Source organism: Phytohabitans rumicis, from assembly GCF_011764445.1.
Taxonomy (GTDB): Bacteria; Actinomycetota; Actinomycetes; order Mycobacteriales; family Micromonosporaceae; genus Phytohabitans; species Phytohabitans rumicis.
The window spans coordinates 810247-834455 of record NZ_BLPG01000001.1 but is presented as its reverse complement, the minus strand read 5'-3'; the positions used below and the strand labels follow the sequence as shown (position 1 = coordinate 834455).

Sequence of the window (24209 nt, the reverse complement as noted above, 5' to 3'; positions counted from 1 at the left end):
GCAGCCTCCCTGATCAGGTTGGCGACGGCCTGGGGCAGGGTAGCCGTGCGACAGACGCGGCTGGGAGGGCGGCAACCTAAGGTTCAGATTCTGGTCCACTTCTGGTTCGCGCCGCCGGTGCAGTCCCACAGTTGGAGCTGCGACCCGTTCGCGGTGCCGTGGGCGACCACATCGACGCACTTGTTGGCGCCGGTGTTCACCAGGTCGCCGGCGGCGGAGAGGGTGAACCTCTGGGCGTTGGTGCCGTTGCACGTGTACAGCTGCACCGCGGTGCCGTTCGCGGTGCCTGCCCCGGCCACGTCCATGCACTTGCCGAGTGCGCGCACGGTGCCGTCCGACCCGACCGTCCACTGCTGCGCCGCCGTGCCGTTGCAGTCGTAGACCTGCAACCGGATCCCGTCCGCGGGGTTGGCGCCGGGTACGTCGACGCAGCGGCCGCTTTCGGTCCCGCGGAGCGCGTTGGTGCCGGTCGGCGGGGTGCTCGTCGTGCTGACGTGGATGTAGTCGACGAGCATGCGGTTGACCGACGGCGTGCTGGCGTTCGGGCTGCCGGGGAAGGTGCCGCCGACCGCGAGGTTCAAGATGATGAAGAAGGGGTGCTCGAACGCCCAACTGTTGCCGCGGACGCTGGCCGGGGTGGCGCGGAAATACTCTGCGCCGTCGAGGGTCCAGATGATGAGGTTCGGCGACCAGTCGATCGCGAAGACGTGGTACGCGTCGCCGACCGGCTGGCCGATGTTGCGGGTGCCGCCCACTGCGTTCCCGCCGGAGTAACCGGGGCCGTGAATCGTGCCGTACACGGTGTTCGGGTCGCGCCCGACGTTCTCCATGATGTCGATCTCGCCGTCGGTGGGCCAGTTGCCCCGCCGAGCATCCAGAAGGCTGGCCATAGGCCGGTGCCCTTCGGAACCTGGATCCTGGCCTCGACGTGGCCGTACTGCTGCGTGAACTTGCCAGCGGTCTGGATCCGGCCGGACGTCCACTGGCACGTGCCGTACCAGCAGCTGCGCCCGCCGCTTTCGCGCCGCGCCTCGATCACCAGATGTCCCTGGCCGTCCTGGTACACGTTGCTGGTGCCGCTGTTGTAGTACTGGAGCTCCTGGTTGCCGAAGCCGCCGCCACCGGTGTCGAAGTTCCACTTCGACGTGTCCACTCCTTGCCCCGACACGCCGTTGAAGTCCTCGTTCCACACGACCGCGGCCTGCGCGGCGCCTCGGGCAGACAAGGCGATCAAGCCCGTCGCCAACATCGACGCCACGAGCGCGGCGGAGCCCAACGACTTGAGTCTTCGCACCGGCGTACCTCCCATCTGGGATCTGTGAGGTTACTTAACAGATCCATCAGAGGCTATGCCGGTGCCCGGCTCGTGGTCAATACAGGACTTAAATTAAGTCTTGCTCGTTGACGGACTGCTCGCCTCAGCGATGGCTGCGCCGAGCGCGGTCGAGCAGGTCGTGGGCGGCCGCGTACAGCGGATGATCTTTTGGCACGGCGCGCATGAGCCGCTTCGCGACGTCCTTGGCCGCGGCGGCGTCGTCGCTGTGTCCGGTCCGTTCGTAGCGGGCCAGGTGGGTGGCGCCGAGGTTGAAGATTCGTTCGGGACGGTCCGGGTGCTCCGGCAGGGTCGCCTCGATCGCCTCGTGCGCGGCTCGCAGCGCCGCCTCCAGGTCCGCGAGGTCGCCGGTGCGGGCGTAGCACAGCCAGTATGCCTGGTGGAGCGCGTGCAGGCGGGTGTCCCGGGCCGGGTCACCGTCGGGGGTCCTGGCCACCGCCGTCCGGACCAGCTCGACGGCCGCGTCGAGGTCGGCGGGATCCCGCGAAACGTACACGTAGCGGGTCATGCGCGCCCGGCCGAGGTTCGACAGATACATGGGACGGTCCTCGTCGTCGTCCCCGGCCGAGGTCAGCGCTTCGGCGTACGCCTCGATCGAGGCGTCCAGATCTGCGATGGTCGCTGCGGACGCGAACCGCAGTTGCAGGAACGTGGCGAGCGTGGTGAGCCGGTTGCCGTACATCTGGTCATCGGCGGGTGTCGCCGCCAGCACCTGCCGGGCGATGTCGACGGCGTCGGTCAGGTCCGCGACGTCGCCGGTTCTGGTGTACCGCAGCTGATGCGCCTCGGCGAGGTTCATGTGGAGCGGCATGCTGTCCGTGCCGTCGCCGGCGGCCAGGATGGCGTGACGGGTGACCGCGATGACGGCGTCGATCTCGGCGAGCGGCCGACCAGCGAAGGTGAACACGGCGACCCGCTGCGGGTTCAGCCGAACCGGCCGGGTTAGCACGTCGGCGAGCGCCCGCAGCTGGTCGGCCAGGTCGGCGATGTGGTCGAACACCGGCCGCAGCAACGGCTCGGCCAGGTCCAGGTCGGTCTCGTCATCGCCAGCCGACAGCACGACGTGCCGGGCGTAGTACAGCAGCCCGGCCGCGTGCTGCGCATCGATCAGCGGAGTCCGGCCATCGCCACCGGACAACTCACGTGCCGCCGTCAGCAGCGCCTGCGCATCGCGAACCCCGGCGGGGTGCAGCACATCCTGCGCGTCACCGCTGTTGCCGTACCGATTGACCCGGGCACGCACAGCGGCGAGCAGTTCGTCGTACATGCCGCCCCCTGAAAGCCGTCGATGCGCGGTCAGCGCTGGCCGCCGCGCGCGAGAATCTCGCGGCGCAGTACGGACTCCAGCTCCGGCGGAAGGACGAAGAAGCCATCGGCGGTGTACAGGCGATGGGCGGGATTCGGTTGATAGGAGCCAGGCACGAGTCTGCCCGCGTCCACCGCGACCATGCCGATCACATCCTGCAGTGCCACCTCGCCGCCCTGCTTGGTCGTCCGGCCATCCACGAGGTAGATGAAAGCGCCGTCCTGCCCTGCGGCCCCGCGCACCACCTGCCGGAGTTCGAGGACATGCGCCGCGATCAACTCGTGCAGGAATCCCACAAAGCCGGGATTCTCCTCGAACTTGTCGGGACTGACGTCGTCACCGAAGCCCTGCGGCCTTCGGATCACGCCCAGGATCGCCTCGGTGGGCAGGCCGTGCTTGCTGACCCACTCGTGCTCCATCACCGAAATGACGTCCTGTGTGCCAGCACCGGCCCCGACACGGTAGACAAACACCGAACGTCCACGCCCGTCCTGTTCCGCCATACGGTGACGCTAACCGATGCCTACCTCGCCCGTCACTCGGTGCAGGCCGGGAGCCACCCGGTACCACGTCGTCGAGGTCGAGCGACCACGCGGACCGACGGCCGGTCCGCGTGGTCGGGCGTCAAGCACCGCGCGCGCAGGAGTGCTGGGCTCGCGGCTACTGCTGTGCGAGCCACATCTTGACGGTGATCTCGCCGAGCCAGGCGTCCGGGCCCGGGACCAGCGTCCGCTCGTTCACCCGAACGCCGGAGTAGCCGGCGTTGTCGTCGGTGATGACCTTCCGCGGGTCGCCCTTGGCCGCGAGAGCGTTGCGCACCAGCTCGTCGAGCCGGAACTGCTCCGGACCTCCGATCTCGCGGATGCCGTTGACCGGCTGCCCCACCGCGACGCGCCCGACGCCGGCGGCGACGTCGTCGGCCGCCATCGGCTGGAACAGCACCGGCGGCAGGTGTACCTCGCCGTCGATCGTGCTGAAGTCGGCGATGGCCTTGACGAACTCGAAGAACTGGGTGGCGTGCACGATCGAGTACGGCCGACCCGACTCACGGATCAGCCGCTCCTGGATGGCCTTCCCCGGAAGTAGCCGGAATTCGACAACTGCTCCGTTCCCACCACCGACAACGCCACGTAGTGGCCGACCCCCGCCTTCGCCGCGCACTCCAGCAGGTTGGTGGTGGAGGTCCCGAAGAACTCCACCACCGCGGCTTCGTCGAATGATGGCGAGTTCGACACGTCCACCACGACGGCCGCGCCCTCGAGCGCCTCGGGCAGCCCTTCCTTGGTGATCGTGTTCACGCCCGTGTCGGGGGCCGCCGGCACCGCCTCATGACCATGCTCGCCCAGCTTGGTCACCAGCTTCGAGCCGATCAGCCCCGTGCCTCCGATTACCACGACCTTCATGACGTACCCCTTTGTCCGACGAATGACTTCGCCGCCCGCAGTCGGTGGGCGGCGCCGAATCAAGGACCGGGCGGCCCGCGGATCCGTGACGCGGACACCGGGCAGCGGCCGATGTCACAAGCCGCGGCGCCGCGCGGTCCTTGCTGCATGAACACCGAGCGGGTGGTCGTGGGCATCGACGGATCGGAACAGGCCCTTGCCGCGGTGCGCGCCGCCGCCACAGAGGCGTACCACCGGGGCGAGCCGCTGCACATCGTGCATGCCTTCATCTGGCCGTCCTTGCACGTGGACGTCGGACCGGTCGCCGGTGACCTACCCGGGACGGGCCTGCGGCACCATGCGGAAAGCCTTCTCGGGGAGGCCACGGCGGAGGCCAGAAAGACGGCACCGCAGGTAGCGGTCACCGCGGCGTTGATCGACGGGGCCGCGACGCCCGTGCTCCTCGAGGAATCCCGTCGGGCCACGCTGCTGGTGCTTGGCGATCGGGGCATGGGCGGCATCAGCAGTGTGGTCGTCGGTTCGGTCGCCGTACACGCGGCGGCACACGCCCATTGCCCGGTCCTGGTCATTCGCGGTGCGGAGCCGGCGGCCGGTCCGGTCGTGGTGGGCGTCGACGGGTCCGAGGGAGCCGAACGCGCGGTCCGCTTCGCCTTCGAGGAATGCGCGTACCGCGGGGCGGAACTGGTCCCGATGCTCGCATGGAATGATTCAGCCCGCACCGACTGGTTGGCCGCCTGGCCGGAGCGGTACCCCGATGTCGTGGTCCGGCCCGAACTGATTCGTGGACACCCGCGAAACGTTCTGGTCGAGCGCTCGAAGAGCGCACAGCTGGTGGTGTTGGGATCCCGTGGCCGGGGCGCCGTCAAGGGCCTGCTACTCGGCTCGGTCAGTCAGACGCTTCTGCACCACTCCGCCTGTCCGGTCGCGGTCGTACCAGCGACCGGTGGCTCGCGTGGATGAGCGCTATCACGGGCTGCGCGGCCGGGCAAAGGAGTGCGCGGTCCTGGACCGGATGGTCGCTGAGGTTCGCTCCGGCAGAGGGCGGGCCGTGCTGATCCGTGGTGACGCGGGTGTGGGGAAGTCGGCTCTGCTCGAATACGTCGTGGGGCGTTCGACCGGATGCAGGGTGGCGCGTGCCGCGGGTGTCGAATCCGAGATGGAGTTTCCGTTCGCAGCTTTGCATCAGTTGTGCGTGCCGATGCTGGACCTCCGCGATCGCTTACCGGTTCCGCAGCGCGAGGCGCTCGCTGTCGCGTTCGGCTACAGCGTCGGAAGTCCGCCGGACAAATTCCTGGTCGGACTGGCCGTGTTGGGTCTGCTGGCGACGGTGTCGCAGGACAGGCCGCTGATGTGCGTGGTTGACGATGCACAGTGGCTGGATCAGGTTTCGGCGCAGACGTTGACGTTCGTCTCGCGGCGTCTGTTCGCCGAGCGGATCGGTGTGGTGTTCTCGGTCCGGGAGCCGGCGACCGGGTCGACCTGGCGAGGCTTGTCGGAGCTGGTCGTCGGCGGCCTGGCCGACGAGGACGCCCGCGCACTGCTGGACTCGGTCGTCCCCGGGCGGCTCGACGAGAGGGTGCGGGATCGGATCGTCGCCGAGACGCGCGGCAATCCGCTGGCCCTGCTTGAGCTGCCGCGCGGGTTGACCGCGGCCGAGATAGCGGGCGGGTTCATGCGTCCCGACGCGCGACCATTGTGGAGCCGGATCGAGCGGAGCTTCGCCCTGCGGGTGGGATCGCTGCCGTCGCCGACGCGGAAGCTGTTGCTCACGGCGGCGGCTGAACCGGTCGGTGACGTGACGTTGTTGTTCCGCGCGGCGAAGCTGCTGGATCTTGCGATGAGCGCGGTCGTGCCGGCGGAGGCTGCCGGACTGATAGAGCTGGGTGTCCGGGTGCGGTTCCGGCATCCGCTGGTGCGGTCGGCGGTCTACCGTGCGGCGACGCCCGCGGACCGTCGTGACGTGCACCGGGCCCTCGCCGAGGCGACCGATCCGGCTGTCGACCCCGATCGGCGCGCCTGGCACCGGGCGCACGGGGCGGCCGGCGCCGATGAGCGAATCGCCGCCGAACTGCTCAGCTCTGCCGACCGGGCGCAGCGCCGCGGCGGTGTCGCGGCCGCGGCCGAGCTGCTGCGGCACGCGACCGAACTGACTCCGGACCCGGCGACGCGCGCGATCCGCGCACTGGCCGCAGCCCAGGCAGAGATGCAGGCCGGCGCCTTCAAGACCGCGCTGAAGCTGCTGCGCGGAGCCGAGGAGGGCCTGGCCGATGAACTCCACCTGGCGCGGGTGAGTCTGTTGCGGGCACAGCTCGCATTCGCCTCCGGTCACGACATGAGCGCGCCGCGGCTGCTCCTGGAAGCCGCCCGCCGGCTCGAACCGCTGGACGGTGCGCTCGCCCGCACCACATACCGCGACGCGATGGCGGCCGCCATGTTGGCCGGCGGGTTCGCCGACGATGCCGGGTTTCTGGAGATGGTGCGTGCGGTGCGGGCAGCGCCGAGGCCGACCCGGGACCGTCCCGGCGATCTCCTGCTGGACAGCCGCGCGGCGTTGCTGACCGACGGGTACGAAGCCTTCGTGCCGCTGGCGAAGGCGACCCTGTCGGCGTTCCGCATGCAGGACGCGTCGGAGGCGAGCGAGCTGCCCTGGTTGTGGCTGGCGGCGGTCACCGCCGCCGATACGTGGGATGACGAGAGCTGGTCGATCCTGACCGCTCGGCACGTCCAGGCCGCGCGGGATGTCGGCGCCCTCAGCGAACTCCCGCTTGCCTTGAACTCGCTCGTCGTCGTGCGCCTCTTCGCCGGCGAGCGCGCGGCGGCCGCGTCACTGGTCGCGGAGGTCAAGGCGATCGGGGAGGCGACCGGGCGCGGGCTGGCACCGTACGGCGCGCTCGCGCTCGCGGCCTGGCGCGGGGACGAAGCCGAGGCTGTCCCGTTGATCGAGGCGAGCATGGCCGACGTGGTGGCCCGCGGAGAAGACACCGGGGTCATGGTTACGCACTGGGCGCGGTCGCTGCTGCTGAACGGACTCGCGCGGTATGCCGAGGCCCTGCCGGCGGCCCGCGCCGCGGCTGAGCATCCGCTCGAGACGGCCGTCGTCTACTGGGCACTGGCGGAGCTGATCGAGTCGGCCGTTCGCAGCGGCCGGCCGGAGCTCGCGGCGGGCGCGTACGAGCGGCTCGCGGCGACGACCCAAGCCTGCGGGACCGAGTGGGCGCTCGGCGTGCGGGCCCGGTCGGGTGCGTTGCTGGCTACGGGAGGCGCGGCGGAGGCGTTGTACCGGCAGGCGATTGAGCACCTCGGCCGGACCCAACTGCGGATGGAGTTGGCCCGCGCCCACCTGCTGTACGGCGAGTGGCTGCGGCGGGAGAACCGGCGCCAGGAGGCCCGCCCTCAGCTACGCAGCGCCTACGACATCCTCACCGCGGCCGGCGCGGACGCGTTCGCGGACCGCGCCCGCCGCGAGCTTGCCGCCGCCGGCGAGGCGGTAGCCGAACACGCCGCCCGCACGAGCGACACCCTGAGCGCGCAGGAGGCGCACATGGCCGCGCTCGCCCGCAGCGGGCTGACCAGCGCCGAAATCGGTGCCCAGCTCCTCCTCAGCCCATACACCGTCGAGTGGCACCTGCGCAAGATCTTCGCCAAGCTGGGCATCGCCGGTGGAGCGGTACCCTGACCTGCGTGAGGCTGCCGTGACCAGGAGCGGTCCGAGAGTCCTCGGGCGGCGAAACGAGTGCCGGGCCCTTGACGACCTCTTGGCGGGAGCCAGGGAGGGGCGTAGTGGGGCCCTCGTGCTGCGTGGCGAGCCGGGCATCGGGAAGACCGAGCTGTTGACGTACCTCCTGGAGGGCAGCACCGGTTGCCGCCTCCTCAGGGCCGCCGGCGTCGAGTCCGAGATGGAGCTGTCGTACGCCGGCCTGCATCAGCTGTGCGCTCCACTGCTCGCCGGCCTCGACCGCCTCCCCGAGCCTCAGCGCGACGCGCTCCGCACGGTGTTCGGTCTGCGTGACGGTGCTCCGCCCAACCGGTTCCTCGTGGGCCTGGCGGCGCTGAGCCTCCTCGCGGATGCCGCCGGTGATCAGCCATTGGTCTGCCTCGTCGACGACGCGCAGTGGTTGGATCGCGTGTCGGCACAAACCTTGGAGTTCGTCGCCCGGCGGCTGTACGCGGAGTCGATCCTGCTCGTCTTCGCCGTACGTGAGCCCAGTCCCGGCGAGACGCTCGGCGGCCTGCCCGAGCTCAAGGTGACGAGGCTGACCGACAGCGACTCGCGAACACTCCTCGAATCGGTCGTCGCCGGCCGCCTCGACGAAGGGGTGCGCGACCGCATCGTCGCCGAATCGAGCGGCAACCCGTTGGCTCTGCTCGAGCTGCCGCGCGGGTTGACCGCGGCCGAGATGGCGGGCGGCTTCATGCGCCCCGACGCGCGACCCTTGTCGAGCCAGCTCGAGCACGGCTTCCTGCGCCGCGTTCGAGCACTGCCCGCCGAGACGCAACGCCTGCTGTTCGCCGCCGCCGCCGAGCCGGTCGGCGATGTGATGTTGTTGCGGCGTGCGGCCGGAAGGTTGGGGATCGCGGTAGATGAGGCCGCGTTGCACGCCGAAGCGTCCGGGCTGGTTACCCTCGGCACCAGCGTGCGGTTCCGGCACCCGCTCGTGCGTTCGGCGGCCTATCACGCGGCGGGGCTTGACGAGCGTCGCGAGGTACACATGGCGTTGGCGGACGCGACCGACGCTCAGCTCGATCCTGATCGTCGGGTGTGGCATCTGGCGCGCGCGACGGCCGGACCTGACGAGACGGTGGCCGCCGAGCTGGAGCGCTCGGCGGATCGGGCGCAGGCGCGCGGCGGAGTCGCCGCGGCGGCGGCCTTCCTCAGTCGCGCCGCCGAGCTGACCCCCGACCCCGCACGTCGCGGAGCCAGAACGTTGGCGGCGGCACAGGCCACGTATCAGGCCGGCGCGTTCCACGCCGCGCTCGAACTGGCGGACGCGTCGGAGCTGAGCCCTCTCGACGAGCTCGATGCCGCGAAGTTGGCGTTGCTGCGCGGTCGGCTCACGTTCTATACGAGGGGTGCGAGCGCAGGCGTGCCGCTACTGATCGAGGCGGCCAAGCGGCTGGACCCGCTCGACGCCCGGATCGCCCGCGCCACCTACTGGGAGGCGTGCTTCACGGCTCTCACCGCTGGCCCACTGCCAAGCGAGGTGGCCGAGGCCATTCTTGCCGCGCCGAAGGCGGCTGAGCCAACGCGCGAGGTTCTGATTCTGGCGGGCCTGGCGCGGAGGACCGCAGAGGGGTACGCCGCCGGGGCACCTGTGCTGCTGGAGGCGCTCGCTGCCTTCCAGACCGGTGCGGTCTCGGCGGAACAGGGCCTTGGCTGGCTCCCGCTCGCGTGCCGGATGGCTTCGGATACCTGGGACTTCGAGGGCTGGTCCGTACTCTCTGCCCGACTGGTCGACCTGGCGCGCGGGGCGGGGGCCTTGACTGTGCTGGGATCGGCGCTCCTGCACCGCCTGCCGAACCGGGTCCGCGCCGGCGACCTCGCCGGCGCGGAATCCCTGGCAGCGGAGGTGGTTGCGGTCGGCGAGGCGGTTGGCAGCGGTTTCTGGGCGCACTACGGCGCGCTGTTTCTCGAGCCGTGGAGAGGCCGAGAATCCGCGACGCACCAGGCGATCGAAGCGATCACTCAAGCGGCCCGTCACGTGGCCGGGCACGGACGGATGCTGGCCGACACGCAATGGGCGGCGGCGGTGCTCTACAACGGCCTCGGTCGGTACGAGGAGGCCGCCGCGGCCGCGAAGCGCGGCTGCGAGAACCCAGAGGAATTCGGCCTGGCCACCGACTCGATGGTTGAGCTCATCGAGGCATCCGCGCGACTCGGGCGCCCAGCCGACGCGGCCGAGGCGGTCCAGAGAATCAGCGATATGGCGCAGGCCGCCGGCACCGACTGGGCTCTCGGCACGAGGGCCTACGTGCGAGCCCTGGCAAGCGAAGGGCCGGCAGCCGACGACCGGTACCGCGAGGCGATCGAACGGCTCGGCAAGACCGAGAACCGGATGGCGCTCGCTCGCGCCCGACTCTGCTACGGCGAATGGCTGCGCCGCGAGGGCCGCCGCGTCGACGCACGCGCTCAACTAGGCGGCGCGCACGAGATGCTGAGCCAGTTCGGGGCCGCGGCGTTCGCGGAGCGCGCGAGTCGCGAGCTGCGGGCCACGGGGGCGACGGTGAGCAAACCCGCCGTCGCGACGCACGAGGAGCTCACTTCCCAGGAAGCGCGGATCGCCCGCCTCGCCGCCGACGGCCTCACAAACCCCGAGATCGGCGCCCGGCTGTTCATCAGCCCCCACACGGTCGAATGGCACCTCGGCAAGGTGTACTCGAAGTTCGGTATCAGCTCCCGCAAGGAGATCCCCAGCGTGATCAGGGCGTCCTTCAAGTCGTTCTAACGACTTGAAGGACGCCCTGATCACGCCTCAGTAGGGGCGGCGCTGCCCGACGACCTCACGGGCAGCATCAGGAGGATCGAGAGGATCAGGAGGCCAGCCAGTATCACCACCACGCTGATCTTGTCGATGGTCGGGAAGACCTCCAGGTGCAGCACGTGCCACAGGAAGTGGATCGCGTTGTAGATCAGCCAGGCGCCCCCCGTCACCACCATGGAGTCCTGTGTCGGGCGGCGCAGCGCCCACACGCTCAGCACCAGCAGCGACAGGTTGAGCGCCCCCACATCGCGGACCAGATGCTCGTTGTACGGGCCGAGCGCCGCCACCCAGTGCAGCCCCGGCCCCGGAAAGTCCTGGTAGAACGACAGTGGGAAGCCCGCCGCCCACACCCCTGGTACGCCGCCGCCACCGCCAGCACGGCGGCCATCCAGCGCTTGGCCGTCATGGTCATCGCGACGCCGCCCACTGCTCGAAGGTGATCTTCCCACGGTTGAAGTCGCCGGTCGGCAGTACGCCACCGTTCGCCATCGCCTTGCCGACGGGCACCGTCAGCACCAGTTTGCCCTTGGCCAGGCGGCGCATCATCGACGCCATCGTCAGCACCTCGGGGCCGGCCAGCTCGGTCGTCCGGCCCTGGGCGGGGCCTTCGGCCAGGCGTACGAGCTCGGCGGCGACCTCGGAGGCGGCGACCGGCCGGCTCAACATCAACGGCGCCACCTTCACCGGGCCAGGCACCTTGTCGAGCATCTGCGCCGCGAACTCGTGGAACTGCGTCACCCGCAGCAGCGTCACCGGGATCGGGCCGGCCAGCGCCAGCTCCTCCTGGCGGCGCTTGCCGATGTAGTAGCCCGAGTCGACCCGGTCGACCCCCACGATCGACAGCAGCACGTGGTGGCGTACGCCCGCCCGCTGCTCAGCCGCCAGCAGGTTGCGCGTCTCGGTCTCGAAGAACGCCACCGACGCCTTACGGCTCAGCGTCGACACGTTCGCCACGTCGATCACAACGTCCACACCACGCAGCGCGTCGTCCAGACCAGCCCCCGTCATCAGGTCGACGCCGCCCGACCGGGAGATCACCACGACCTCGTGGCCCCGCTCCCGCGCCCGCTCCACCACCAGCTTGCCGACCCAGCCGGTCCCCCCGGCCACCGCCATCTTCATCGCGTCCGTCCCTTCTCGTGACCTACAGAACATGGACCAGGACGAGGGGCGAAATGTGACAGCCTCAGACCGTGGTGAGCACGTGGATGAGGCGCGCCATCTCGCCGGCTCGGGCGGCGCCGAGGAAGGCGTCCAGGAGGCCGCCCCGATCCGCCGGATCGACCGGGGCCGGTCGTTGGGTGGCGAGATGCTGGCGCGCTCGATGTGCCAGCTGCCGCGCGTTGGCCTCGCTGATCTCGAGTGTCTCCGCGATCTCGCGGAACGGGTAGTCGAACGCCTCCCGGAGCACGTACACGGCACGTTCGACGGGGGACAGGCGTTCGATCAGGAGGTGGACCGCGACCTCGAGCTCCTCGGCGCGTTCCGCCTCCAGCGCCGGATCGGCGGCCGCGAGGTCGGGCTTGAGCCGCTGACCGCCGGCGCTGATCTCCCGGCGCGCGCGGGCGGAGGTCGCCGCGTTAAGTGCGACCCGCGTCGTCACGGTCACCAGGAACGCGACCCGATCCCGGACCTGTGCCCGGTCCGCGCCCTGCCAGCGGATCCACACGTCCTGGACGACGTCCTCGGCGTCGGTCGCCCGACCCAGCATCTGGTAGGCGATCCCGAACAGTCGGGAACGGACGCTCTGGAACGCGGCCGTCGCCTCGGCCGAGTCTGTCTTCAACATGACAAGCACCGTCCCGCGGTTCGGGTCCCGTTCGCGCCCGTAGAACCCGTGGTCGGGTCCCTGGTACCCCCCGGGGCCCCGTGCCCCGGGGGTGGCTCAGTCCGCCAGTGCCTCGACGAGGAGGGCTTTGATGGTGTACATCCGGTTTTCGGCCTGTTCGAACACGATGGACCGTTTGGACTCGAACACCTCTTCGGTCACCTCGGCGCCGTCGAGTCCGAATTGCTGGTGCAGGCGGGCGCCGATGGCGGTGCCGCGGTTGTGAATCGCGGGCAGGCAGTGCATGAAGTCCGCGCCGCGTACCGCTGTGTGGAGGTCGTCGGTGATCAGCAGGCGCGCGCCGCTGGATCGTGCGGCGGCCTCGGCCGCGGCGATGACGTCGGCGGGCGGCTGCAGGTCCGCGGGCGCCGCGATGCGTACGTCCATGCCGAGCAGGGCGCCGGTGACGAGCAACGATCGGGCGACGTTGCTGTGACCGTCACCGGTGAAGCAGAGGGCGATGTCCTCGATGTCGCCGCCGTGGTGCTCGGTCATGGTCAGGATGCCGGCGAGGCTCTGGGTCGGGTGCCACAGGTCGGTGAGCGCGTTCCATACCGGAACGCCGGCGTGCTCGGCGAACTGTTCCACGGTGTCCTGGGCGTAGCCGCGAAACGCGATGCCGTCGAAGGCGCGCCCCAGCACCCGGGCGGCGTCCGCGACGGACTCCTCACGGCCGAGGTGGGATCCCTCTGGTCCGAGGTAGGTGACCTGTGCGCCCTGGTCGTAGGCGGCGGCCTCGAACGAGCAGCGAGTCGGGCGGCCAGGGTCAGCAGGTCGAGGAATTGCCGCTTGTCCAGATCCAGGTCCCGCAGCAGCGAACCGTTCATGAAAGGTCTCCCATCGCTCAGAGCGGGTGGCGGCGTATCGGACAGCTCATGCAGCGGGCGCCGCCGCGGCCGCGGCCGAGCTCGCTGCCGGCGAGCGTGATGACGTCGATGCCGCTCCGGCGCAGCATCGTGTTGGTGACGACGTTGCGGTCGTAACCCATGACCACGCCGGGCGCGATGGCCAGATAGTTGTTCGCGTCGTCCCACTGCTCCCGCTGGGCGCTGGAGCGGTCCGCGTCGACCGTCAGCACCTTGAGCGGGACATCGTCGAGAGCCTGCGCCAGCGTCGCGGGCAGGCCCCGGCTCTCCTCCACGTCGATGTCGGTGGGCGAGCCGCCAGGAGTTATGCGCCAGCACCGGACCTCGTCCCAGTCCAGGTACGGATAGGCGACGAAGGTGCCGAAGTCGACCATGGTGAGCAGGGTGTCCAGGTGCATGGCGGCGCGTGTCTTGGGCAGCTCCACCGCGAGGACGAGCCGGGCCTGTGCGGTGGCGAACAGTTGGCGGGCGAGCGTCTCGACGCCCATCGGGGTGGTGCGTTCGCCCATGCCGACAAGGACGACGCCCGGGGCGATGACGTGGATATCGCCGCCCTCCAAGGTCGCTGGCGCGTGGTCGGCGTCGTCGCCGCCGTAGTAGACGCAGAAGTCGGCATCGCGGAACAGCGGGTGGTAGCGGTAGACGGTGCGGGTGTTGATGGACTCCCGGCGGCGGGCCGCCTTGGCCATCGGGTTGATGGTGACGCCGGCGCCGATCCAGGCGACGTTGTCGCGCTGGAAGAGGGTGTTGGGCAGCGGGGTGAGTACGAAGTCGTCGACGTCGAGGGTCTGCCAGGGCAGGCTGGGCCGGCGGAGCGGCGACAGGTCGGCCTTGGTCACCCCGCCGATGAGGTACTCGGCCAGCATGGCCGGGTCGGCGTCGTCGAACAGAGCGCGCACCTCGCAGGCGAGGCTGGCGCCGAGGCGCTCGGCGGTGAGCGTGCGGTCGAGGGCGAACGCTCGACCATCCGCAGTGGACAGTGCCTCGGCGAGCAGGTTGGCGAACAGGTGGACGGTCACATCGTTCTCGCGCAGGGCTTCGACGAACGCGTCGTGCTCGGCGCGGGCACGGCTGACCCACAGCACGTCGTCGAAGAGCAGGTCGGTGATGTTGCCGGGGGTCAGCCGTTCGAGTTCGAGGCCGGGGCGGTGCACGATCACTTCGCACAGCGCGCCGATCTCGGAGTCCACGCCGACGATGAGGCCGCTGCCGGTACTGGTGAGGGTCATCGGTCCGCTCATCTCGCTCTACCTCGTCTCATGACATCCCTCCTCATCGGGCTCACCGAGCAGTTGCCCAACTAGGACCGGCCCGGGGTCGGTTCCGTGACCTGTCACGAACCGAGGGCCCGTCCTGTCCTAGCTATCGACGACGTTCCGACGCGCGGGGAGAGCGATGAACGGCAACGAGCACCAGATCGCGACCTCGGTCCTCGTCATCGGCACCGGTGGGGCGGGCTTGCGGGCCGCCATCGAGCTGGCCGAGCGCGGGGTCGACGTGCTCGCGGTCGGCAAACGGCCGAAGGCGGACGCGCACACCGCGCTCGCCGCCGGTGGCATCAACGCGGCGCTGGCGACGATGGACCCGCAAGACTCGTGGCAGCAGCACGCGGCCGACACGCTGCTGGAGAGCTACCTGCTGGCTGATCCGGAGACGGTGCGGATCGTGACGCGGAACGCCGCCCGCGGCATCGCGGATCTCGAACGCTACGGAATGCCCTTCGCGCGCGAGGCCGACGGCAGGATCTCGCAGCGTTTCTTCGGTGCGCACACCTACCGGCGTACCGCGTTCGCCGGTGACTACACCGGACTGGAGATCCAACGCACGTTGATGAACCGGGCGGCGCAGCTCGACATCCCGGTACTGGACACGGTCTACGTCACACGGATCCTGGTGCGGGACAACGTCGTCTTCGGCGCATACGGATTCGACGTGGTAGACGGGAAACGCTATGTGATCCACGCCGACGCGGTGATCCTCGCCGCCGGCGGGCACACGCGCATCTGGCGCCGCACCTCGTCGCGCCGCGACGAGAACACCGGCGACTCCTTCCGCCTCGCCGTACTCGCCGGCGGCCGGATCCGGGACGCGGAGCTCGTCCAGTTCCATCCGTCCGGTCTCATCGCGCCGGAGAACGCCGCGGGAACGCTCGTCTCGGAGGCGGCACGTGGCGAAGGTGGGGTGCTGCGTAACGCGCTGGGGGAGCGGTTCATGGCCCGCTACGACCCCGAACGGATGGAACTGTCCACTCGCGACAGAGTGGCGCTGGCCGAGTACACGGAGATCAAAGAGGGGCGCGGGACGCCAGGCGGAGGCGTGTGGCTCGACGTCTCCCACCTGCCTCGGGAAACCATCATGCGGCGAATCCCCCGCGTGTACCAGACATTGCTCGAACTGCAGATGCTCGACATCACCAGGGAACCGATCGAGATCGCGCCGACCGCTCACTACTCGATGGGCGGGGTCTGGGTGCGTCCGGAAGACCACGGCACCGGCGTCGACGGCCTGTACGCCATCGGCGAGGCGGCGAGCGGCCTGCACGGCGCCAACCGGCTCGGCGGAAACTCCCTCATCGAGTTGCTGGTCTACGGCCGCATAGTCGGCGAGGCCGCCGCGCGCTACTCGCGCGAGTTGGGGGCACAGCGGCGCTCACCGTCGGCAACAGCGGACGCCCGCGGCGAAATCGACGAGTTGCTGGCGGCCGACGGTCCGGAGAACGTGCGGGCCCTGCAGCGCGGGCTGCGGAACACCATGACCGAACACGCCGGCGTAGTCCGCGACGAAACCGGCCTGCTCGCCGGACTGTCCGAACTGGACGATCTCGAAGAGCGGATGAAGGACGTGGGCGTACACCCTGACCTGGCCGGTTTTCAGGATCTCGCGCACGCGTTCGACCTCAAAACCGCGGCTCTGGCCGCACGCGCCACCCTTGAGGCGGCGCTCGAGCGGCGTGAGACCCGTGGCTGTCACAATCGCGCCGACTACCCGGAGCTCGACGATGCGCTTCGCGTCAACCTCGTCTGGTCCGGGCCGGGGCGGATCGAACGCGAAGGGCTGCCCCCGATCCCGGAAGACCTCGCCGCACTCATGCGCGAGGTGTCCACTGTGGGCAAGCTCGTCGAATGACCACTCAAGATGCGATGTCGTGGGGGCTGCACGGCGACCCCGACCTGCTCGTCGAGGCCGCGGAACGGCTGCGTCACGGGATCGAGATGGGTGTCTACCGCTCCCATCCACCCGGCGAGTACGCCATGTTCGGGATGGCGCGGATGCTCGACGCCATCGCGTTCTCGATGCGGCTGGACAGCGCCCTGCATCGCGCCGTGGTCTCGAGCGCGACGGAGGTCGCGCACCACGTGCTGGCGTACGTGCACGCGCACCCTCCGGCCCGCTGACCGAACGCGGTGGCCAGGGCGAGGGGTTGGGCTGCTATCGGGTCTGGATGTCCCACAGTCGTGCGGTGCCGTCGTGGCTGGCGGTGGCCGCGGTCTGCCCGTCGGGGCTGAACACCACGGTGGTCACGGTGGTGGTGTGGCCGGTCAGGGGTTCGCCGATGGGGTGACCGGTGGCGGTGTTCCAGAGGCGTACGGTGCCGTCGTCGCTGGTGGTGGCCAGTGTTCGCCCGTCGGGGTTGAACCACACGGTCACGGTGTTGGTGCCAAGGCAGGGTTCCTGCTGGGCGATGACGGGCTTGCCGGTGGCGATGTTCCACAGCCGGAACCCGCCGCAGTCCTCGGCGGCGAGGGTCCGCCCGTCGGGGCCGAACACCACAGCGCTGGTGTATGTCTGGCCGTCGATGTAGTCGACGCCGGTACCCACGAACGAGGGGAGCTCGTAGGCCAGGCTCGTGATGCGTTGTCCGGCGGCGATATTCCACAGTCGGACCACTCGGTCAGCGCCGAAGACGGCGACGGTCTGCCCGCCCGGAGCCAGCACCGCATCGTCCGCGTCGGCGGTGTTGCCGTTCAGCGTTGTGACGAGCCGTCCGGTGGCGGTGTTCCAGAGGCGTACGGTGCCGTCGCCGCCGAGGGTGGTGATCGTCCGCCCGTCGGAGCTGAACTCCCAGTTGTGACCGGCGAAGTAGTCGCCGGGCGGCGGGGTGCTGAGGCTGCGGGTGAGGGTGGCGATGAGGTGGCCGGTGGCGACGTTCCACAGCCGTGCCGTGTCGTGATCGACGGCGCTGTCGCCGACTGCCAGGAGCTGTCCGTCAGGGCTGAATCCGACGCGGTCCACGCGGTCGGTGTGGCCGGCCATGGTCGTGATCAACTCGCCGGTTACGGTATTCCACAGCTGTATGGCGCCGTCGTCGCTGGCGGAGGCAGCGTTTTGTCCGTGTGGGTTGAATGCCCAGTAGCCCTTCAGGGTGGCGATGCGCCGACCGGTGGCGACGTTCCACAGCCATGCGGTGCCGTGATCGTCGCTGTCGCCGCCGACTGCCAAGGTCTGTCCGTCAGGGCTGAACATCACGTAGGACGCTTCTTCCTCGCCGTGGCTGGTCATGGGCTCGCCGATGGGGCGGCCGGTGGCGGTGTTCCAGAGTCTTACGGTGCCGTCGTCGCTGGCGGTGGCCACGGTCTGCCCGTCAGGGCTGAACGCCACGTCGGTCACGATTGCGGGGCGATCGGTCAAGGTGGCCCGTGCGGTGTCTCGCGGAAGGTGGATGACACCAACGATCGAGGCTGTCAGGGCGACCGCGGTCGCGGTCGCCGCCACGATCGGCCGGCGGTATCTGCGCCGATCGGACCCGGGTGTCGCGGGCGTGGCCCGGCCGGGGATGTCAGGGGTCGCGGTGCTTTGGTCGGCGAGGCGTTCCTGCAGGCGGACGTGCCGGAACTGGTATGCGCCGCCGGACTGGCGAAGCAGCTGTCGGTCCCTGGCGTCGGCGAGGAAGCTGAGCAGGCGCAGCGGTAGGCGACCCTGTCCGGCCAGCAGCACCCGGGTGAGCGTGAACCGTGGCCACGCCCGAGTGAGCAGGGCCAGCAGCGCGAAGATCAGCCCGGGGACGACGCACGCCGCACCGATGATCATCAGTTTCACGCTGCCGTCCGGGGTGGGCAGGGTTGTGTCCGTGTCGGTGTCCGCCCACCAGCGGGTCGAGACGGTCGCGGACACGTCGGGGTTGCCGGGCCATCCAGGCCAGCCGGTGAGCCATTGACTGGACAGGCTGCCGAGGATCAGGGCGGCGGCGAGCGCCGGAGCCGTGAGAACAGCCACGACCGCTCCCCCGACCGCCGCCGCCACCCAGGAGGATCGACGGTCCTGCCGCAGGAAGCCCTCGGGCTGGCCTGCGCCGCACTTGTTGGCGGGGCATCAAGCCAGTTGTGTACGGCCAGGGCCACCGCGACCACGACGGCGAGGGCGGTCACGGCAGCGAGCGCCTCGATGTAGGTCTGGATGACGGTGAAGGACCATCCGTCGCTGACCTGGATGGCACCTGCGGCCACGAGCAGGACGGGCACGGCGGGGACAGCGATCAGCGCCGCGCCGGTCGCGAACCCGCGGCGTAGCCGGCCCAGCGAGCCGCGGATCGCGAACGACAGCCGTCCTGGTGCCCGACCGGCTCCCGCGTACCAGATCACGATCGCGAAGATGGTGAACGTGCCGCCGACAGCGGCTGCGACGGTCAGCGCTTCATCCAGCGGGATGGCGTCTTCGGTGTTCGCGTTGGTGTTCGCGGCGGCGATCCCGGCTGAGATCCCACTCATCAGCGCGATGCCTCCGCCGATGCCGATGCCGGGGGCGACCCAGGGTGAGAGCAGTCGTTGGCTGAGCCGCCACCAGGCCAGGTCACGTTCGCGGTAGCGATGCAGGTAGATGGCCAGGAAGGTCAGCCAGGGCCGCGCCTGCCGCGCTGTCCACCGAGCAGGTGTCTGGTGCACCGGGTTGCCGGAGGGCAGGCGATCCGGGGCGTACGCGGCATCGATGACCCGGTCGGTGAGGTGGTCCTCCACCGCGTGACGACAGTCGAACCGGGTGGCGTCCAGCAGGTCGCCGGGGTCCCCGCCGAGGCGCTGATAGACCATGCGCGCGAGGGCGAGCATCAGCGGGGTGGACAACGCCGAGGCCACCGGACCCTGCGGCTGGGCTCGCACGTCGGCGTAGACGGCTTCCCACGCGGTGCCGTCGGGCCAGTCGACCTGGGACAGGTACCCGATGACATCGGCCGCGGGCACCGGCACGATCTGTACAACCGGCGCCCGGTGCAGGGTGGGCGCGCCATCGGTGATCACGTCGGCGTACTCGGCGGTGCGGCACGTCACCACGATCGGGTGGTCGGCACCGATGGCGTGGTTGAGCGCGCGGACCGCGCCGCGGCGGGCCGACTCGGGTATCTCGTCGAGTCCGTCCAGCACTGGCATCAGGAGCCGATGGTCAAGCAACCGGCGTGGGATCTCCGACCGACCGGCCGGCGTAGTAGGAGTCGGCCAACGTGCGTACCACCCAGTCGTCGAGACCCTCGCGGACCGGATCCCACGACGAGGCTGCCAGCAGCACCGGTACCGGCGCGCCGCTGGCTCGTGCCTTCAGCAGGCCCAGCGTGAGCAGCATGGCCAGGACGGTCTTGCCCGCGCCGGGCTCGCCGACGATCACCAACCGGCCGCTGGGTATGCGTCGGTATCCGTCGGCGAGTTGGACGACAACGTCGTCGAAGCGACCGTCCATCCGCCCGGCCAGCCGGTCCCGTACGACCCGGTGTGGGCGTTCGTCGAGGTCACCACGCGTGCTTGTCCAGGACAGCGGCAGTACCTTCGGATCGCGCAGGTGCCGGGCGGCGACCTCGCCCAGCCACTCCGCCTGAACGATCTGCGCCAGGTTGTCGGCCAGCCCTTCGGCGTCGCGCCAGGAGGCTTCGCTGCGGCGCAGGTAACTGGCGGCGGACAGGGCCGCTTGCGCGAAGCCGCAAAACAGGCCCGCCACCCCGGCCCACGCGGCGCCGTCCGTCAGATCACGGGTGAGCGACCATGTCCCGAGCCCCACTATCGCGATGGCCGAGCCAGCCAGGACAAGCTTTCCGAGGAACCGATGTGATGATTGTTCTGGCATCCAGTCACCCGCCAGTTTGTAGCGCGACCGAACGCCGCGCGTATCGCTGGGTAAGCATCCCGTAACTGGTCGGGGAGAGGGATCCGGAAGTCGGTTTTAACTGCCAGACCAACCACTAATACGGGGTGGCCGTGTCGCCTCGTGCGATCTTGGTCAGGGCGAGGAAGGCGACCGTGACGACGGTAAAGATGTTGATCGTCATCATGGTCTCGTTGATCGCGTTGATGCTCCATTGGGCGCCGGCCATGTCGACCACGGTGCCCGGTTCGGCGGCGATGAAATACGGGATCGAGGTCAGGCCCAGTGCGGCATAGATGAGCACCGGCTGGGTGAGTGACCCCGGCGCGACGACACCGCTCGGCTGGGAGTCGCGGGTCTGTGCTGCTGCCAGGATGAGGGCGAAGATCTGGAAGAAGACGTAGGTGACCAGCCACCAGCCGAGGTAGTTGGTGTACGGGACGCCGAACACGCCGCCGCCGTCGTGCCAGATCCACGTCTCGAGCAAGGTGGACGCCTGGGAGTCGCTGGCCACGTCGAACATGGTCATGACGGCGGCGGCCAGGGCAGGCAGGGCGACGACGTTGAGCTTGCCGATGCGTTCGCGCCAGTTGAGGCGTTCGTCGGCGCGGTCGAGGACGGTGGAGGCGGTCAGCCAGCTGATGTAGCCCAGGCCGAAGTAGATCGGGCCGATGAAGATCGGCACGTGGAACAGTTTCAGGTCGCCGGTGTAATGGTAGTTGCCGAACGGAAAGCCGGTGACGATGCTGAGGTTCTCGAAGGCGTTGCTCACCACGAACGTCACGGCGAAGAAGGTCAGGAATCGTCGCCAGCCGTAGCGGCGGAGGCCGTGGATGGCCGCGAATGGGATCGTGAGCAGCAGCGTGACAAACACGGCGTTGATGCCAGTCAGCGGCAGCAGGATCGCCGTGGTTACCGCGAGCCCGACGAAGATCCACTGGATATTGTCCAGTACGCGCCCGGTGGGGTGTTGGGTGGTCGTCATGGCATACACCTCGATGTCGTGATGGGCGCCGGTCGTCAGCTAGGACCGGACGGGCGCTCCGGTTCGTGACAGTCAGGCGCCGGCCAGGACTCCGCGGAGCTTGTTCCGCGAGTTGACGTCGAGTTTGGTGAACACCTTGCGCAGGTGCCATTCCACCGTGCGGGGGCTGATGAACAGCTCGGCGCCGATCTCGGAGTTCGTTTTCCCCGCCGCGGCGAGCCGAGCGATCTGGGCTTCCTGCGCGGTGAGCGATTCGCGGATGTCGGCCGTGCGTTGGCGGACCGTCTCGCCGGTGGCGAGGAGTTCGCGGCGGGCGCGCTCGGCGAAGGCTCCGGCGCCGAAACCCCGCAACATCTCGTACGCCGTACGCAGGTGCTCGCGCGCGTCAAGGCGCCGGTTCTCGCGGCGCAGCCACTCGCCGTACACCAGGTGGGTGCGAGCAAGTTGAACGGCGATCCGGCTCCGCCGCAGGCGCTCGATGGCCTCGCGGTACAGCAGGTCCGCGGCCTGGCCGTCGCTGAGTAGCGCTCTCGACCTCGCCAGGAGGCCGAGCGCCCAGTCGGTGCCGCCAGCGGTGGCGCGTTCCTCGAATCGTCGCAGGGCGGCCGCGGCCGCGTCGGGGGCATCGCCGCGGGCGCCCGCCTCGACGAGTTCGGTGAGAGAGAAGCCGTAGCTTGCCAGGTCGTCCTGTTCGCCCGCCCGTTCGGCGCTGGCCAGAGCGGCCTGGTACTGGCCCAGGCCGTTGTACAGCACCGAGAGCAGATAGTTGCCCAGGCCGATCGCTCGCCCTTCGCCCCAGTTCGTCGCGTGCTGGATGCCTGCCCGGATCAGCTCCGGCGCCTGGGCATCCTCGCCACGCCAAGCGACGAGCAGCAGCCTCACGAACCCGAGAGTCGAGTGGCCAGTCACGTCCGCGAGGGTGTGGGACTCCTCGAGCAACTCCGAGGCCAGGTCGAACTCGCCGGTGTGCACGTGTACGGCGGCGCGGTAGCTGAGGGCCAGCGGCAGGAAGTTGAGCGCGCCGGCCTGCCGGGCGGCCCGAACCGCCTGCGTGGTCAGCTCGTGCCACGCCTCGTCGTCCCACATGTCGCCGGCGACCAGCCAGGTCAGCCACAGCCAGCGCATGACGGCGTCCGCGTCGTGGCCGGCGTCCCGCCGGACCGCCCGCAGGGCCTGCTTCAGCAGCGGCGCACCCTCGACGTAGCCCTCGGCGTACCGGGTCGCCAGGCCGTCGAGCAGCACGTCCACCAGCCGTGGCGGTTGCGGTCCCGGCGGTGCGGTGCGGGCGGCCTCGGCCACCGCCCGCACTCCGCCGCGGTCGATGAGGGGGCCGGCGAAGAACGCCGCTCCGATCGCTTCGAGGTACGTCTCCCGCGCTTGCCCGCCGTCGACCCGCTCCAGCCGGCGGGCCGCGTCGAGAAGCAACGGCAGGGCGTCCCCGCCACGCCGGCGCGCGACGAGGATCTGGCCACGCAGCCGGGTCAGCCGCCCATGCTGGAGCTCGTCCAGCGGTGCCATCTCCGCGGTGGCGAGGAGCTCGGTCGCCGCGTCGGCCGCCCCGGCCTCGAAGGTGGCCCGCGCCGCGGCCACCGCTCTGGCGCCGCGTCTGGCCGGGTCGGGTGTCAGCTCGGTGGCCCGCCGCAGGAACGCGGCGGCTGCCGCGATACCGCCGCGGGCCTGGGCCCGGTCGGCTGAGCGCTCCAGTTCGCCGGCTACGGCCTCGTCGGGTTCGACCGCGGCGTGGGCGCGGTGCCAGGCCCGGCGATCCGGGTCGGAGTCGGGGTCGGTCGCCTCGGCCAATGCCCGGTGCACGTCCCGGCGGTCTGCCGGGTCTGCCGCGCGATAGGCGGCCGAGCGCACCAGCGGATGACGGAACCGCACCCGTACACCGAACTCGATCAGCCCCGCCGCCTCGGCCGCCGCCGCGGCGTCGGCGCCGATATCGAGCCGTTCGGCCGCCCGCCTGAGCAACGACGGGTCGCCCACCGGCTCGGCGGCCGCCGCCAGCAGCAGCCGTCGCGCCGTACCCGGAAGCGCCCCGATGCGCCGCAGGAAGCTCTGCTCGATCTGACTCGCCAGCGGCTGCGCGTCGGGACGCCCGAACCCGCCGGCCAGCTCCGTCACCGTCAACCCTCGTGTCAGCTCCAGCAGGGCCAGGGGGTTGCCGCGGGTCTCGGCGACGATCCGGTCCCGGACGCCCTCGTCCAGCAGCCCGGGGACCACCGAGTCCAGCAGCGCACGTGCATCGCTGTCGCGCAACCCCCGGACCACCAGCTCCCGCAGCCCCACCAGGTCGTTGCCCGAGTCGGGTGTCGAGGTGCGCACCGCGAACACCAGGACGACCCGTTCCACGAGCAGCCGGCGCGCGACGAACGTGAGGGTCTGCGCGGAGGCCAGGTCGAGCCACTGGCAGTCGTCCACCACGCAGACGAGCGGCTGCTCCTCGGCCAGTTCGGCGAGCAGGCTGAGCACCGCCAACCCAACCAGGAAGCGGTCCGGCGCGCTGCCCGCGCGCAGGCCGAACGCGATGGCCAGCGCGTCGCGCTGCGGGCCGGGAAGGCGGTCGAGATGACCCATCAGCGGTACGCACAACTGGTGCAGCCCCGCGTAGGCCAGCTCCATCTCCGACTCGACGCCGGCCGCCCGCAGGACCCGGCATCCTGCCGCGCGCCCCACCACGTGCTCCAGCAGCGCGGACTTGCCGACGCCCGGCTCGCCGCGCAGCACCAGCACCTGGCTCTGCCCCGCCTTGGCGTCCGCGACCAACCGGTCCAGCGTCTCGCACTCGCTGCGCCGGCCACGCAGAGCCGTGCTCGCCATCCACCACCCCGCAGGTCAAGGAAGCCCTGATCAACTCGGGCTTGTCCCATGATGCACTGCGGGGGCCGCGCACGGACAGCCGCCTGCCTCGGCCGCCGGGTAGATCCCGGCTACGCCGAGCCGCCGG

General features: G+C 70.2%; 21 protein-coding genes and 1 pseudogene. 6 read left to right on the top strand and 16 right to left on the bottom strand.

Annotated elements, in window-relative coordinates; translation table 11 throughout:
* Positions 1-83: 83 nt before the first annotated feature.
* Together Prum_RS03545 and Prum_RS54390 are read right to left on the bottom strand one after the other, a co-directional pair.
* A complete protein-coding gene (locus Prum_RS03545) occupies positions 84-890 on the bottom strand; it encodes a glycoside hydrolase family 16 protein (protein ID WP_308785329.1) in 807 nt (268 codons plus the stop codon).
* A gap of 35 nt (positions 891-925) precedes the next feature.
* A pseudogene (locus Prum_RS54390) lies at positions 926-1039 on the bottom strand (hypothetical protein); the annotation flags it as partial.
* 64 nt (positions 1040-1103) lie between these two features.
* Between Prum_RS54390 and Prum_RS54385 the strand changes: the two are divergent.
* Entirely contained in the window at positions 1104-1322 is a 219-nt protein-coding gene (locus Prum_RS54385; protein WP_308785451.1) for a hypothetical protein, read from the top strand.
* Between the two features lie 96 nt (positions 1323-1418).
* Here the strand turns inward: Prum_RS54385 and Prum_RS03540 are convergent, their stop codons facing one another.
* The 4 genes from Prum_RS03540 to Prum_RS49175 all read right to left on the bottom strand — a co-directional run bounded on the left by Prum_RS03540 (position 1419) and on the right by Prum_RS49175 (position 4042).
* The gene (locus Prum_RS03540) at positions 1419-2600 is read right to left on the bottom strand and encodes a hypothetical protein (RefSeq protein ID WP_173073904.1); all 1182 of its coding nucleotides are present in this window, start codon (positions 2598-2600) and stop codon (positions 1419-1421) included.
* A gap of 29 nt (positions 2601-2629) precedes the next feature.
* Positions 2630-3142 (bottom strand): hypothetical protein, encoded by a 513-nt coding sequence (locus tag Prum_RS03535; protein ID WP_173073903.1) that lies wholly within the window; start codon positions 3140-3142, stop codon positions 2630-2632.
* 157 nt (positions 3143-3299) lie between these two features.
* Positions 3300-3662 (bottom strand): SDR family oxidoreductase, encoded by a 363-nt coding sequence (locus Prum_RS49180; RefSeq protein WP_218576995.1) that lies wholly within the window; start codon positions 3660-3662, stop codon positions 3300-3302.
* Between the two features lie 29 nt (positions 3663-3691).
* Positions 3692-4042, bottom strand: a complete 351-nt coding sequence (locus Prum_RS49175; protein WP_218576994.1) for an SDR family oxidoreductase — start codon at positions 4040-4042, stop codon at positions 3692-3694.
* 147 nt (positions 4043-4189) lie between these two features.
* Here Prum_RS49175 and Prum_RS03525 point away from each other — a divergent pair, with 147 nt between their 5' ends.
* The 3 genes from Prum_RS03525 to Prum_RS03515 are packed head-to-tail and all read left to right on the top strand — an operon-like array spanning position 4190 to position 10485.
* Entirely contained in the window at positions 4190-5002 is an 813-nt protein-coding gene (locus Prum_RS03525; protein WP_173073901.1) for a universal stress protein, read from the top strand.
* Entirely contained in the window at positions 4995-7718 is a 2724-nt protein-coding gene (locus Prum_RS03520; RefSeq protein ID WP_281368833.1) for an ATP-binding protein, read from the top strand. Before Prum_RS03525 ends, Prum_RS03520 begins: the two co-directional genes overlap by 8 nt.
* Positions 7702-10485 carry a helix-turn-helix transcriptional regulator gene (locus Prum_RS03515; protein ID WP_308785328.1) on the top strand — a complete coding sequence of 928 codons (2784 nt, stop codon included), beginning with the start codon at positions 7702-7704 and terminating at the stop codon, positions 10483-10485. The genes Prum_RS03520 and Prum_RS03515 overlap by 17 nt, the downstream gene beginning before the upstream one ends.
* Before the next feature lie 20 nt (positions 10486-10505).
* Here the strand turns inward: Prum_RS03515 and Prum_RS03510 are convergent, their stop codons facing one another.
* The 5 genes from Prum_RS03510 to Prum_RS03490 all read right to left on the bottom strand — a co-directional run bounded on the left by Prum_RS03510 (position 10506) and on the right by Prum_RS03490 (position 14444).
* Complete coding sequence (locus tag Prum_RS03510; RefSeq protein ID WP_246277619.1) at positions 10506-10871, bottom strand: hypothetical protein; 366 nt, start codon at positions 10869-10871, stop codon at positions 10506-10508.
* A 58-nt stretch (positions 10872-10929) separates the two neighbouring features.
* Positions 10930-11643 carry an SDR family oxidoreductase gene (locus Prum_RS03505; RefSeq protein WP_173073897.1) on the bottom strand — a complete coding sequence of 238 codons (714 nt, stop codon included), beginning with the start codon at positions 11641-11643 and terminating at the stop codon, positions 10930-10932.
* Positions 11644-11707: 64 nt separating this feature from the next.
* Positions 11708-12310, bottom strand: coding sequence for a sigma-70 family RNA polymerase sigma factor (locus Prum_RS03500; protein ID WP_173073895.1), 603 nt, complete (start codon positions 12308-12310; stop codon positions 11708-11710).
* A 96-nt stretch (positions 12311-12406) separates the two neighbouring features.
* A complete protein-coding gene (locus Prum_RS03495; RefSeq protein ID WP_246278519.1) occupies positions 12407-13132 on the bottom strand; it encodes a Rossmann-fold NAD(P)-binding domain-containing protein in 726 nt (241 codons plus the stop codon).
* Positions 13133-13193: 61 nt separating this feature from the next.
* Positions 13194-14444, bottom strand: a complete 1251-nt coding sequence (locus Prum_RS03490; protein WP_173073894.1) for an arginine deiminase — start codon at positions 14442-14444, stop codon at positions 13194-13196.
* Positions 14445-14610: 166 nt separating this feature from the next.
* Here Prum_RS03490 and Prum_RS03485 point away from each other — a divergent pair, with 166 nt between their 5' ends.
* Positions 14611-16341 carry an L-aspartate oxidase gene (locus Prum_RS03485; protein WP_173073892.1) on the top strand — a complete coding sequence of 577 codons (1731 nt, stop codon included), beginning with the start codon at positions 14611-14613 and terminating at the stop codon, positions 16339-16341.
* Positions 16338-16610: a hypothetical protein gene (locus Prum_RS03480; protein WP_173073890.1), complete on the top strand. Its 273-nt coding sequence runs from the start codon at positions 16338-16340 to the stop codon at positions 16608-16610. The genes Prum_RS03485 and Prum_RS03480 overlap by 4 nt, the downstream gene beginning before the upstream one ends.
* A gap of 34 nt (positions 16611-16644) precedes the next feature.
* Here Prum_RS03480 and Prum_RS03475 read toward each other — a convergent pair whose 3' ends face one another.
* The 5 genes from Prum_RS03475 to Prum_RS03455 all read right to left on the bottom strand — a co-directional run bounded on the left by Prum_RS03475 (position 16645) and on the right by Prum_RS03455 (position 24082).
* Positions 16645-18429 (bottom strand): WD40 repeat domain-containing protein, encoded by a 1785-nt coding sequence (locus tag Prum_RS03475; RefSeq protein ID WP_173073888.1) that lies wholly within the window; start codon positions 18427-18429, stop codon positions 16645-16647.
* Positions 18390-19574 carry a hypothetical protein gene (locus tag Prum_RS03470; protein WP_173073886.1) on the bottom strand — a complete coding sequence of 395 codons (1185 nt, stop codon included), beginning with the start codon at positions 19572-19574 and terminating at the stop codon, positions 18390-18392. Before Prum_RS03470 ends, Prum_RS03475 begins: the two co-directional genes overlap by 40 nt.
* 13 nt (positions 19575-19587) lie before the next feature.
* A complete protein-coding gene (locus Prum_RS03465; RefSeq protein ID WP_173073884.1) occupies positions 19588-20193 on the bottom strand; it encodes a hypothetical protein in 606 nt (201 codons plus the stop codon).
* Positions 20194-20374: 181 nt separating this feature from the next.
* The gene (locus Prum_RS03460) at positions 20375-21262 is read right to left on the bottom strand and encodes a carotenoid biosynthesis protein (protein ID WP_173073882.1); all 888 of its coding nucleotides are present in this window, start codon (positions 21260-21262) and stop codon (positions 20375-20377) included.
* Between the two features lie 72 nt (positions 21263-21334).
* Positions 21335-24082 carry a helix-turn-helix transcriptional regulator gene (locus Prum_RS03455; RefSeq protein ID WP_173073880.1) on the bottom strand — a complete coding sequence of 916 codons (2748 nt, stop codon included), beginning with the start codon at positions 24080-24082 and terminating at the stop codon, positions 21335-21337.
* Positions 24083-24209: the final 127 nt, after the last annotated feature.